Consider the following 12546-nt stretch of genomic DNA (forward strand, 5'->3'; position numbering starts at 1 on the left):
CTCATCCCTTGATGTACGGCTTGCCCGCGGCGGCGGGTGCCCGCACCTGCCCGGCGAAGCCGACCACGGCCAGCACGGTCACGATGTACGGCAGCATCGCCATGAACTCCGACGGGATGGGCGAGCCCAGGTTCGTCAGGAGCGTCTCGAGGTTCGTGGTGAACCCGAACAGCAGGGCGGCGAGGGTCGCCCGCACCGGGTCCCATCCTCCGAAGATGACCGCCGCGAGCGCAATGAATCCGAGGCCGCCGGTCATCTCCTTGTCGAAGGAGCCGACCGAGCCGAGCGTGAAGTACGCCCCACCGATGCCGGCGATGGCACCGGCGAGCAGCACGTTCCAGAACCGGGTCGGGTTCACCTTGATCCCGACGGTGTCCGCCGCCTGAGGGTGCTCGCCGACCGCCCGCAGCCGCAGTCCCCAGCGGGTCTTGTACAGCCCCCACGCGACCAGCGGCACCGCGACGTACATGATGTAGACGATCAGGGTCTGGTTGAACACGACCGGACCGAGGATGGGGATCTCCGACAGGAACGGGATCGGCACCCGCGGGAAGCGCGGCGGCGAGTTGAGCGCCTCGGAGTTCGGGTTCAGCAGCGCGCCGTGCAGGAAGCTGGTGAGTCCGGTGATGAGCACGTTCAGCACGACGCCGACGATGACCTGCTCGACGAGGTACTTGATGGAGAACACGGCGAGCACGGCTCCGACGAGGGCGCCCGCGACGAGGGCGCCGACGAGTCCCAGCAGCACCGATCCGGTGATCGAGGCGATGACCGCCGAGCTGAAGGCCGCGAAGAGGAACTGCGCCTCGATCGCGACGTTGACCACGCCGACCCGCTCGCCGATGACACCGCCCAGTGCGCCGAACACGAGGGGAACCGACAGCGACACCGCGCCGAACAGGAGCCCGGTGACCGGCACCAGCCCGCCCGCGGCAGACCACGTGAGGAACGCGAACACGGCCAGCAGCGCGAAGACGATCGGCACCCACAGCCCGACCTTTCGGAAGGTCGCCACCGCCCAGAACGCGTACGCGGTGAGCAGCGCGAGGACGATCGCGCAGATGGTGACCGCCGGCGCGGTCGGGATGCCGATGTCGCCCAGGTCGATGGATGCGGTGCGGTCGCCGAGGCGATAGGTGCTGACGCCGTCGCGACCGAAGACGAACGCCATGAGCCAGATCAGGGCGGTCGCCACGGCGAGGGAGATCGGCAGCTTGAAGTGACGCTTCCTCACGCGTTCTCGCACGATCGCGCCACCGGAGGCGGAGGTCGGAAGGCTCGTGTCGATGCTCATGCCGCACCCGCCTTCGCCGCGCGACGGGCTCGTCGCTTCGCGGAGAGCTCGCTGTCGTCCTGGGGCAGGAAGAAGATGGTGCGGATCAGCGGCGGCGCCGCGATGAACAGCACGATGAGCGCCTGCACGACCACCACGATGTCGACGGGGATGTCCTGCGCCACCTGCATCGTGAAGCTGCCGGCCTTCAGCGCACCGAACAGGATGCCCGCGGCGAAGACGCCCCAGGCCTTGCTGCGGCCGAGGAGCGCGACCGTGATCGCGTCGAAGCCGATGCCCGCGTCGATGCCGCTGCCGAAGCCACTCGTGATCGTTCCGGAGATCTGGTTGACGCCCGCGAGGCCGGCGAGGGCACCGGCGAAGGCCATGGCGTAGAAGATGATCCGCTCGACGTTCACGCCGGCGGCACGCGCGGCGAACGGGTTCTCGCCGACCGCGCGCATCCGGAACCCGAGACTGGACCGTTCGACCAGCCACCACACGAAGGCCGTTGCGGCGATGGCGACGATGAAGCCCCAGTTGACCGACAGCGGCGCCGGGAACAGTGACGGGAACTGCGCGGTCACCGGAGTCGGCGACGAGATCGGCTGCGTGCCGCCGGGCCGCTGGAGCAGCCCGGGAGTGGCCAGCAGCCACGCGACGAAGTAGAACGCCACGAAGTTCAGCATGATCGTGAGGATCACCTCGTGCGCGCCGGTGCGGGCTTTGAGGAATCCGACGAGACCGCCCCACAGCGCGCCGCCGAGCAGACCCGCAGCGATGGTCAGCGGCAGGTGGATCAGCAGCGGCGCCTGCACCGTGGTCGCCACGGTCGCGGCGGCGGCGATGCCGATGAGCATCTGACCGCGCGCACCGATGTTGAACAGGCCGACCCGGAACGCCAGGCCCACGCCGAGACCGGCCGCGATGAGCGGTGTGGCGAAGTTCAGGGTGTCGGTGATCGGCTTGACCGCGCGCACGAACGTGTCCGCCTCGTAGTTCCAGATCGCACCGCGGAAGAGCGACGAGTACGCGCCCGCGAACGACTGCCACACGGCGATGACGGTGTCCTGCGGCCGCGCGAAGAAGTAGCCGGCCGCGGACTGCACCTCGGGGTCGGTGAGGGCGACGAGGATGCCGCCGATCAGCATCGCCAGCACGATCGCGAGGATCGTGGTGACGATGTTGCCGCGCAGGATCTCCCGGATCACCTGGTTCTGGCGCGGCGGCGGCGTGTCGCCAGCGGGTGTCTGGCTGGCGGATTCACCCGCGGCGGTGCGGGTGAGGACCGGGTCGCTCCCACCGGGGCCGAGGCTGCTGCTCTCGGGGCTCTGGCCGCTCACGCGGTGACCTCCTCATCGGCCGCCGCGACGGGCGGCTTCTCTCCGGCCATCATGAGGCCGAGGACTTCGCGCGGCGCGTCGCCGGGCACGATGCCCACGATGCGTCCGCGGTACATGACCGCGATGCGGTCGGCGAGCGCGGAGACCTCATCCAGCTCGGTGGAGACGACGATCACCGGAACGCCGGCGTCGCGGGTGGCGACGATGCGCTTGTGGACGAACTCGATCGACCCGACGTCGATGCCGCGAGTCGGCTGCGAGGCGACGAACAGCTTCAGGTCGCGGCTGAGCTCTCGTGCGAGCACGACCTTCTGCTGGTTTCCGCCGGACAGCCGGCCGGCGGCGAGATCCGGGCCCTGGGTGCGGATGTCGAACTCGGCGATCTTCTCCTCAGCGAACTCCCGCAGCACCCCGCGCTTGAGCGTCGCGGCGGCGAAGAACGGCGCTCCGCTGGAGCGGTTGAGGATGAGGTTGTCGGCGACGCTGAACTCGCCGACGAGCCCTTCGACCTTGCGATCCTCCGGCACGAACCCGACGCCCTCGTCGACGATCTGCTTGACGGTCTTGCCGACCAGCTCCTCGCCGTCGAGGGAGATCGAGCCGGTGAGCTTGCGCTGCAGACCGATGATGGCCTCGGTGAGCTCGGTCTGACCGTTGCCCTGCACCCCCGCGATCGCGAGCACCTCGCCCGGTCGCACGGTGAAGGAGATGTCGTCGACGACGATCTGGTCGGTGTCGTCGACCACGCGGAGGTTCTCGACGACGAGTCCTCCTTCGCGCAGCTGCGGCGCATCCTTCTGCACCGTCAGCTCGACGGCACGGCCGACCATGAGCGAGGCGAGCTCGGCGTTCGAAGCGGTCGGCGCGGCCTCGCCGACGACCGATCCGAGGCGGATGACGGTGATGCGGTCCGCCACTTCGCGGACCTCCCGCAGCTTGTGGGTGATGAAGACGATGGATGTGCCCTCGTCGCGCAGCTGACGCATGATGCCCATCAGCTCGTCGGTCTCCTGGGGCGTGAGGACGGCGGTGGGTTCGTCGAACACGAGCACCTTCGCGTCGCGCGAGAGCGCTTTGATGATCTCGACGCGCTGCTGCGCCCCGACCGGCAGGTCGCCGACGAGCGCGTCGGGGTCGATGTGGAAGCCGAAGCGGGCGGCCACCTCGTTCACGTGGGAACGTGCCTTGTCGAGGTCCAGAGCTCCGATGCCCGTGGTGTCCTCGTGTCCGAGCATGACGTTCTCGGCGACGGTGAAGACCGGGATGAGCATGAAGTGCTGGTGAACCATGCCGATGCCCGCGGCCATCGCATCGCCCGGTCCGGCGAAGTGCTGCACCTCGCCGTCGATGACGATGTCGCCCTCCTCCGCGGTGTAGAGGCCGTACAGCACGTTCATCAGCGTGCTCTTGCCGGCGCCGTTCTCGCCCAGGAGGCAATGGATCTCTCCCGGCTCGACCACCAGATCGATGTGGTCGTTGGCCACCAGTGAGCCGAAGCGTTTGGTGATCCCTCGAAGCTCGAGCGTCATATCCGCCAATCTATCGATTCGACAGGCGGCCGGACAGATGCACGCATCTGCCCGGCCGCCGGGGTGTTTCCGCGCCGCTTACGGGGAAGCGGGCGACGTGGCGTCGATCGAACCGTCGATGATGCCCGCGCGGATCTCCTCGAGCTCTGCGGCCAGGTCGGGGTCGACCATGTCCTCGAAGTCGTGGAACGACGAGATGCCGACACCGTCGTTCTCGAGGGTTCCGACGAACGGGGTGACGTCGAACTCGTCGTTCGCTGCCTGCACAGCGGCCTCGTACACGGCGACGTCCATCCCCTTGAGGATCGACAGCAGCAGCAGATCGGCGACCGACGGGTCGGTCTCGTAGACGTCGGCGTCGACCCCCATCAGGGCGATGTCGCCACCGGAGTCGCGGATCGCCTCAGCGGCCGACTGGTAGATCGGGCCGCCGACGGGCAGGAGCACGTCGACGTCCTGGTCGATGATGCCCTGGGCGACCTGCTTGGCGCGGTCGTTCGCGGCGAACTCCTCGGTGAACTGGCCCTCCTGGGACTCGATGTCCCAGCCGACGACCTCGACCTCGGTGTCGTTCTGCTCGTTGTAGTACTCCACGCCGAGCTGGAAGCCGTCCATGAAGATCGTCACCGGCGGAATCTTCGCCCCACCGAAGGTGCCGACCTTGCCCGACTCGGTGTACGAGGCTGCGGCGTATCCGCCGAGGAAGGCGGCCTGCGCGGTGTCGAAGACCAGCGGCTTGATGTTCGGGGCGTCGGTCTCGCCGTCGAAGTCGTTGTCGGCCCAGTCGTCGATGATGGCGAACTCGACGTCGGGGTTGGCCTGGGCCGCGGTGACCGTCGGCGCGCTCAGCAGGAAGCCGACCGAGACGATGAAGTCGCAGCCCTCGGCCACGAGGTTGTCGAGGTTCGCCTCGTAGTCGCTGGCCGAGGCGGACTCGGTCGTGGCGATCTCGAAGCCCAGTTCCTCACTCGCCTGCTCGAGGCCGGCCAGGCCCAGCTGGTTGAAGGACTTGTCGTTGAAGCCGCCCTCGTCAGAGACCATGCAGGCCTTGAAGTCGGACATGCCCTCGGCGGCGGTGTCGGTGGTGTCGTCCTCGGGGGCCGAGCCGCAGCCGGCGAGGGCGACGAGCAGGCCCGCGGCGGCTGTGGCGCCGACGAGCTTCTTGGTGCGTGAGATGGTCAACTCAGCCTCCACATACAGGTCCCGTGACTCTCACGGGGACTGCATCAAGTTACACAGTGCGAAGGAGAATCGACAGAGAGCGGGCACAGTCACCGACGAATGGTTACAAACCTGCAATAAGCGCTGAAGCGCCGGTCACAGCACGTCGCCCCGACCGGACAGTTTGAGCGCGTCGACGACACCCTTCACTCGCTGCGCGTTCTCGCTCGTGGTGACCAGCAGCGCATCCTCGGTGTCGACGACCACGATGTCGCGCACGCCGATGAGGCTGATCACCCGAGACGTCTGGCTCACCACGATGCCGCTCGCGGCATCCGACAGAATGCGCGCGTTCTCCCCGAGGATCGCGAGGTCGTTGTGGCGGCCGTGCGAGTTGAGCTTGGCGAGGCTGGCGAAATCGCCCACGTCGTCCCAATCGAAGTGCCCCGGGATGACCGCGAGTGCACCCTTGGCGGCCGCCGGCTCGGCCACGGCGTAGTCGATCGCGATCTTCGTCAGCGACGGCCACACGCGGTCGACGACGGGCCCCCGGCGCTCGCGGTCGTCCCATGCCTCGGCGAGTTCCATGAGCCCGGCGTGCAGATCCGGCTGATTGGCCTCGATCTCGGCGAGCAGCACATCCGCACGCGAGATGAACATGCCGGCGTTCCACAGGTAGGAGCGGTCGGCGAAGTAGGCCCGGGCCGTGTCGAGGTCGGGCTTCTCCACGAAGCTCTGCACAAGGGCCGCCTCGGGCGCGCCGTCGATGACGATGCCGTCGCCCTTCTTGATGTAGCCGAATCCGATCGACGCCTCCGAGGGCTGGATGCCGATCGTGCAGACGTAGCCCTTGCGAGCCGTCTCGACGGCCTGCCTCACCGCCCAGTCGAACAGGTGCGGCACGCGGATGACGTGGTCGGCCGCGAACGATCCGATGATCACGTCGGGCTCCCGACGGTGCAGGATGGCGGCGGCCAGCCCGATCGCGGCGGCCGAGTCACGGGGCTCGGACTCGAGGAAGACGTTCTTGTCCGGGATCCCCGGCAGCTGCTGCTCGACCGCGGCGCGGTGCGCACGACCGGTCACCACCGAGATGCGCTCGGCGCCGGCGAGCGGTTCCAGGCGGTCCCACGTGTCGCGCAGCAGCGTCTGCCCCGAGCCACTCAGGTCGTGCAGGAACTTCGGCGCGTCGGCGCGCGAGAGCGGCCACAGGCGGCTGCCGATCCCTCCGGCGGGGATGACGGCGTAGAAGTCGGCGATCGGCTCAGGCATGCGGCAAGGGTAGCGGCCGCGGGTGTCGGGGATGTGTCGCCCCGCCCGACCGGACAGATCTCTCGACGTCGAGAGAGTTAGGTCGCCCTAATCGCCGGAATCCCGCGGCGCCGAATAAGCTGGGAAAGCGCCCGCGTGACGCAGGGGACCGTGGTCCCCGAAGGGGCATACCGCCCTCACCGTGTACGAGTCCAGGGAGGACGACCGTGTCTGCTCCAGCACGCGAGGTACCGACGGTGTCGCAGACGACATCGCGAGTGCCCCGAGGAACCCTCTATCGCGGCAACGAGGGGATGTGGTCCTGGGTTCTGCACCGCATCACCGGTGTCGCGATCTTCTTCTTCCTGCTCGTGCACGTGCTCGACACGTCGCTGATCCGCGTGTCGCCGGAGGCCTACGACATCGTCATCGGCGCCTACAAGAACCCGCTGATGGGCATTGGCGAGGTCGCCCTCGTCGGCGCCATCGCGTACCACGCCTACAACGGGCTGCGCATCATCCTCGTCGACTTCTGGTCCAAGGGCGCGCGCTACCAGCGGCAGCTGTGGTGGGGAGTCCTGGGGCTCTGGGCGGTCACGATGGCCGGGTTCGTTCCGCGTCACCTCATCAACGTCTTCTCCGATCTGGGAGGGGGCCACTGATGTCCGCGACCATCGCCGACCCCCGCTCGGCCCGCCCGGCCAGCCGCCGTCGCGGCAACCTCGAGAAGTGGGGCTGGATGTACATGCGCGCCTCGGGCGTGCTGCTGGTGGTGCTCATCTTCGGCCACCTGTTCGTCAACCTCATGACCGGCGACGGCATCCACCAGATCGACTTCGCGTTCGTGGCCGGAAAGCTCGCCAGCCCGTTCTGGCAGTGGTGGGACGTGCTCATGCTGTGGCTCGCCCTCATCCACGGCGCGAACGGCATGCGCACGATCGTGAACGACTACGTGACCCACAAGACCACGCGAAGCGTGCTGGTGTGGGCGGTGTGGCTCGCCGCGGGCTTCCTCATCGTCCTCGGCACCCTGGTCGTCTTCACCTTCGACCCGTGCCTCGGCGTGACCCCCGACAGCTCGCTGTGGGCGATGTGCCAGGCCGCGTGAGCGACGAGAACCCTTCAGAGACGGAACAACAAGCCTGTGACCACTGAGACAGCGGACAGCTACGTCAAGGACGGCGTCCACTACCACCAGTTCGACATCGTGATCGTCGGCGCCGGCGGCGCCGGCATGCGGGCGGCGATCGAGGCCGGACCGGGTGCGAAGACCGCGGTCATCTCCAAGCTCTACCCCACGCGATCCCACACCGGCGCGGCGCAGGGCGGCATGGCCGCGGCCCTCGCGAACGTCGAAGAGGACTCGTGGGAGTGGCACACGTTCGACACCGTCAAGGGCGGCGACTACCTCGTCGACCAGGACGCGGCCGAGATCCTCGCGAAGGAGGCCATCGACGCGGTCATCGACCTCGAGAACATGGGGCTTCCGTTCAACCGCACCCCCGAGGGCAAGATCGACCAGCGCCGTTTCGGCGGGCACACCGCCGAGCATGGCAAGAACCCGGTGCGCCGCGCGTGCTACGCGGCCGACCGCACCGGTCACATGATCCTGCAGACGCTGTTCCAGAACTGCGTCAAGCTCGGCATCAACTTCTTCAACGAGTTCTACGTGCTCGACCTGCTCACGGTGAAGGATGCCGACGGCGCGACCAAGGTCTCCGGCGTCGTCGCGTACGAGCTCGCCACCGGCGACCTGCACGTGTTCCAGTCCAAGGCGGTCGTCTTCGCCACCGGCGGGTTCGGCAAGATCTTCAAGACGACCTCCAACGCCCACACGCTCACCGGCGACGGCGTCGGCATCGTGTGGCGCAAGGGCCTGCCGCTGGAGGACATGGAGTTCTTCCAGTTCCACCCGACGGGCCTTGCCGGCCTCGGCATCCTGCTCACCGAGGGCGCCCGCGGCGAGGGCGCGATCCTGCGCAACGCGTCTGGTGAGCGCTTCATGGAGCGCTACGCCCCGACGATCAAGGACCTCGCGCCGCGCGACATCGTCGCCCGCTGCATGGTGCAGGAGGTCGCGGAGGGCCGCGGCGCCGGGCCCCATAAGGACTACGTGCTCCTGGACTGCACGCACCTGGGCGCCGAGGTGCTCGAGACCAAGCTCCCCGACATCACCGAGTTCGCCCGCACGTACCTCGGCGTCGACCCGGTCGTCGAGCCGGTGCCGGTGATGCCGACCGCGCACTACGCGATGGGCGGCATCCCGACCAATGTCGCCGCCGAAGTGCTCAGCGACAACGACACCGTCGTTCCGGGCCTGTACGCCGCGGGAGAATGCGCGTGCGTGTCGGTGCACGGCTCGAACCGCCTGGGCACCAACTCGCTGCTCGACATCAACGTCTTCGGCAAGCGCGCCGGGCGCAACGCCGTCGCCTACGTGCAGGACGCGGAGTTCGTGCCGCTCCCCGAGGATCCCGCCGGCGCCGTGCGCGACCTGATCGAGGGCCTGCGCGCGGGCACCGGCACGGAGCGCATCGCGGTGCTGCGCAAGACCCTGCAGGACGAGATGGACAAGAAGGCCCAGGTCTTCCGCACCGACGAGTCGCTCGGCGAGATGCTCGAGACGATCGAGGAGCTCCGCGAGCGGTTCAAGAACATCCACGTCGACGACAAGGGCAAGCGGTTCAACACCGACCTTCTCGAGGCCGTCGAGCTCGGGTTCCTCCTCGACATCGCCGAGGTCGTCGTGGTCGCGGCCCGCAACCGCAAGGAGAGCCGCGGCGGGCACATGCGCGACGACTTCCCCAAGCGCGACGACGAGAACTACATGCAGCACACCATGTCGTACCTCACCGGCGACCCCCACTCGTCGCACGCCGACGATCACATCTCGCTGGGCTGGAAGCCCGTCGTGATCACCCGCTACCAGCCGATGGAGAGGAAGTACTGATGTCAACCGCACTGGTCGACCCCGACGCCATCGCCGACATCGAGGCGGACGACGACACCGGGGTGCAGGCGTTCCTCGTCACCTTCATCATCCGCCGGTTCGACCCCGAGGTCGACGCCGAGCCGCGCTGGGTCGACTACGACGTCGAGCTGTTCTCGACCGACCGTGTCCTGGATGCGCTGCACAAGATCAAGTGGGAGGTCGACGGTTCGCTGACCTTCCGCCGCTCGTGCGCCCACGGCATCTGCGGCTCCGACGCGATGCGCATCAACGGTCGCAACCGGCTGGCGTGCAAGACGCTCATCAAGGACCTCGACATCTCGCAGCCGATCTACGTCGAGGCGATCAAGGGCCTGCCGCTGGAGAAGGACCTCGTGGTCGACATGGAGCCCTTCTTCGCCTCGTACCGCGAGGTGCAGCCCTTCCTCATCTCGAACTCGGCCCCGGAGCCCGGCAAGGAGCGCGTGCAGTCCATCAAGGACCGCGCGATCTTCGACGACACCACCAAGTGCATCCTGTGCGCCGCGTGCACGTCGTCGTGCCCGGTGTTCTGGACCGACGGCCAGTACTTCGGGCCGGCCGCGATCGTCAACGCCCACCGATTCATCTTCGATTCGCGCGACGACGCGGGCGACGTGCGGCTGGACATCCTCAACGACAAGGAAGGCGTGTGGCGCTGCCGCACGACCTTCAACTGCACCGAGGCGTGCCCGCGCGGCATCGAGGTGACCAAGGCGATCGCCGAGGTCAAGCAGGCGGTCCTGCGCGGTGGCGCGTGAGGGGCGCCCTCGTCGCGTCATAGTCTGAGGGTGTGAGACGCTCGCGGCACGGTCATCCGGAGACCCCCGGCACCGGGGATCCGCGTGAGATGACCGTCGCCGAGGCGACCCACGAGGAGCAGACGCTGCGGGCGCGGTGGGAATCCACGCAGGAGGTGCTGCGCGAGAGGTTCGAAGAGCCGATCGGGCGCGCGACCACCCTCACGCGCAAGACGCTCGCGTGGTTCCCCGTCCGGGTGTGGCGGCACTTCCTGCAGCACAACGGGTTCCTCCTCGCCGCGGGCGTGAGCTACCAGGCGCTGTTCGCGATCTTCGCCACCATCTACGTCGCCTTCGCGGTCGCGGGCCTGTGGCTCGGGGGCAGTCCCGAGGCGATCGACGCGATGATCCGCGCGATCAACAGCTACATCCCCGACCTCATCAGCGACGACGGCGAGGGCCTGTTCACCACGGCGCAGGTGACCGAGATCGCCACCAGCAGCACCGGCGTGCTCGGCATCACCGGCATCGTCGCACTGGTCACCCTGATCTGGACGGCGATCGGGTTCATCACGTTCGCCCGCCGCGCCGTGCGGGACATCTTCGGCATTCCCCCGGATCGCCGCAGCTATTTCCTGCTCAAGGCGAGGGATCTGCTGGCTTCGGCGATCTTCGGGGCCGCGCTCCTGGTGGGATCGGGCCTCGGGTTCGTGGGCACGTGGGCGCTCGGGCTGCTGTTCGACCTGCTCGGGTGGCCGACGACGTCGACGATCTACAACGTGCTCGGTCAGGCTGCGGCGCTGCTGGTGTCGTTCCTGCTGTTCTCGGCGGCACTCGCGTCGCTGGTGAAGTTCCTCACCGGCACCTCGCTGCGGTGGCGGCAGATCATCCCCGGCGCGGTGCTCGGGGGCGCCGCGATCACGGTGCTGCAGATCGGAGCCGGCTGGCTGCTGATCTACACGCCTTCCAACCCGCTGCTGGCGACGTTCGCGATCTTCGTCGGGCTGCTGCTGTGGTTCCGCATCATCGGGGTCATCATCCTCGTGGCGTCCTCGTGGATGGCGGTGGCCGCCACCGACGAGGACCTGCCGATTCTTCAGCGCACCGAGGAGGAACGACTCGCAGCGGAGCATGCGGCGCTCCTCACGGCGGCGCACGTACGCCTGCGCAGCGCGCGTGCGGGGGCCGCCTCGGCGCCCTGGTACCGGCGCATCGCCGCGCGCCGCGCGGTGGCCGATGCCGAGAAGGAGCTGGCCGAGGTCGAGCGCTCCGCTCCCCCGCCGCCGAAGCGCGGCTCCCTCTTCGAGTAACGCCGTCGCCGCGGGCATGTCGGATGGCGCCGTTAGGCTGGCGGGCGTGTCTGAGCTCCTTCGCATCGCCTCCGTCAACGTCAACGGCATCCGGGCCGCCGTCCGCAAGGGGATGATCGAATGGCTCGACGCCACCGAGGTCGACGTGCTCGCGCTGCAAGAGGTGCGCGCCGACGCCGACCAGCTCGCGCACGCGCTGCCCGGGTGGGAGATCGTCGCTGACGAGGCGACGGCGAAGGGGCGCGCCGGCGTCGCCATCCTCACCCGCACCCCCGTGGCCGCCGTGCGCACCGAGCTGGGCGCGCCCGAGTTCGATTCCGCCGGCCGCTGGATCGAGGCCGACCTCGTCGTCGCCGGGGAGAGCCTCACGGTCGTCAGCGCCTACGTGCACACCGGCGAGGCCGAAACTCCCCGCCAAGACGAGAAGTGGGCCTTCCTCGACGCGATGGACGAGCGTCTCCCGGCGCTCCGCGCCGCATCCCCGCTCTCCCTCGTCATGGGCGATCTCAACGTCGGTCACCGGGAACTCGACATCAAGAACTGGCGAGGCAATAGGAAGAAGAGCGGATTCCTCCCCCGCGAGCGCGCCTACTTCGACCGTTGGCTCGCAGCCGAGGGTACCGAGGTCGAGGCCGTCGACGGCACACGCGGCACCGGCCTCGGCTGGGTCGACGTCGGCCGCCGCCACCACGGCGACGTGGAGGGGCCCTACACGTGGTGGTCCATGCGCGGTCGAGCGTTCGACAACGACACCGGATGGCGCATCGACTACCACCTCGCCACCCCGGAACTCGCCGACCGGGTCGAGGGCTACCGCATCGATCGCGCATCCACGTGGGACACCCGGTGGAGCGACCACGCGCCGGTGATCGCGGACTATCGGATCGGATCCGTCTGACCGCGCCCTGACAGGGACCCGATGGGACGGCCGATGGGATCGATAACTATGGCATCACGGCTTGCTATGTTCG

General features: G+C 68.4%; 11 protein-coding genes. 6 read left to right on the forward strand and 5 right to left on the reverse strand.

Going from position 1 to position 12546, the window contains the following annotated elements:
- Nucleotide 1: 1 nt before the first annotated feature.
- The 5 genes from IM777_RS12205 to IM777_RS12225 all read right to left on the reverse strand — a co-directional run bounded on the left by IM777_RS12205 (nucleotide 2) and on the right by IM777_RS12225 (nucleotide 6578).
- Complete coding sequence (locus tag IM777_RS12205) at nucleotides 2-1294, reverse strand: ABC transporter permease (RefSeq protein ID WP_194383558.1); 1293 nt, start codon at nucleotides 1292-1294, stop codon at nucleotides 2-4.
- Complete coding sequence (locus tag IM777_RS12210; protein WP_228480787.1) at nucleotides 1291-2616, reverse strand: ABC transporter permease; 1326 nt, start codon at nucleotides 2614-2616, stop codon at nucleotides 1291-1293. The genes IM777_RS12205 and IM777_RS12210 overlap by 4 nt, the downstream gene beginning before the upstream one ends.
- Nucleotides 2613-4145 carry an ABC transporter ATP-binding protein gene (locus IM777_RS12215; protein WP_194383559.1) on the reverse strand — a complete coding sequence of 511 codons (1533 nt, stop codon included), beginning with the start codon at nucleotides 4143-4145 and terminating at the stop codon, nucleotides 2613-2615. Before IM777_RS12215 ends, IM777_RS12210 begins: the two co-directional genes overlap by 4 nt.
- Nucleotides 4146-4223: 78 nt before the next feature.
- Nucleotides 4224-5327, reverse strand: coding sequence for a BMP family lipoprotein (locus IM777_RS12220; protein WP_194383560.1), 1104 nt, complete (start codon nucleotides 5325-5327; stop codon nucleotides 4224-4226).
- A gap of 135 nt (nucleotides 5328-5462) precedes the next feature.
- A complete protein-coding gene (locus IM777_RS12225) occupies nucleotides 5463-6578 on the reverse strand; it encodes a mannose-1-phosphate guanylyltransferase (RefSeq protein WP_194383561.1) in 1116 nt (371 codons plus the stop codon).
- A 206-nt stretch (nucleotides 6579-6784) separates the two neighbouring features.
- Between IM777_RS12225 and sdhC the strand changes: the two genes are divergently transcribed.
- Genes sdhC through IM777_RS12255 form a run of 6 tightly spaced genes read left to right on the forward strand, consistent with a single transcriptional unit; the run spans nucleotide 6785 to nucleotide 12473 of the window.
- Nucleotides 6785-7219: a succinate dehydrogenase, cytochrome b556 subunit gene (gene sdhC, locus IM777_RS12230; protein ID WP_194383562.1), complete on the forward strand. Its 435-nt coding sequence runs from the start codon at nucleotides 6785-6787 to the stop codon at nucleotides 7217-7219.
- Entirely contained in the window at nucleotides 7219-7665 is a 447-nt protein-coding gene (locus tag IM777_RS12235) for a succinate dehydrogenase hydrophobic membrane anchor subunit (protein ID WP_071044687.1), read from the forward strand. Before sdhC ends, IM777_RS12235 begins: the two co-directional genes overlap by 1 nt.
- 36 nt (nucleotides 7666-7701) lie before the next feature.
- A complete protein-coding gene (gene sdhA, locus IM777_RS12240) occupies nucleotides 7702-9507 on the forward strand; it encodes a succinate dehydrogenase flavoprotein subunit (RefSeq protein WP_194383563.1) in 1806 nt (601 codons plus the stop codon).
- Complete coding sequence (locus IM777_RS12245; RefSeq protein WP_071044685.1) at nucleotides 9507-10286, forward strand: succinate dehydrogenase iron-sulfur subunit; 780 nt, start codon at nucleotides 9507-9509, stop codon at nucleotides 10284-10286. The genes sdhA and IM777_RS12245 overlap by 1 nt, the downstream gene beginning before the upstream one ends.
- Before the next feature lie 32 nt (nucleotides 10287-10318).
- Nucleotides 10319-11575: a YihY/virulence factor BrkB family protein gene (locus IM777_RS12250; RefSeq protein ID WP_336510674.1), complete on the forward strand. Its 1257-nt coding sequence runs from the start codon at nucleotides 10319-10321 to the stop codon at nucleotides 11573-11575.
- Nucleotides 11576-11621: 46 nt separating this feature from the next.
- Nucleotides 11622-12473 (forward strand): exodeoxyribonuclease III, encoded by an 852-nt coding sequence (locus tag IM777_RS12255; RefSeq protein WP_228480788.1) that lies wholly within the window; start codon nucleotides 11622-11624, stop codon nucleotides 12471-12473.
- Nucleotides 12474-12546: the final 73 nt, after the last annotated feature.

This window comes from Microbacterium luteum (assembly GCF_015277875.1).
Classification (GTDB): domain Bacteria; phylum Actinomycetota; class Actinomycetes; order Actinomycetales; family Microbacteriaceae; genus Microbacterium; species Microbacterium luteum.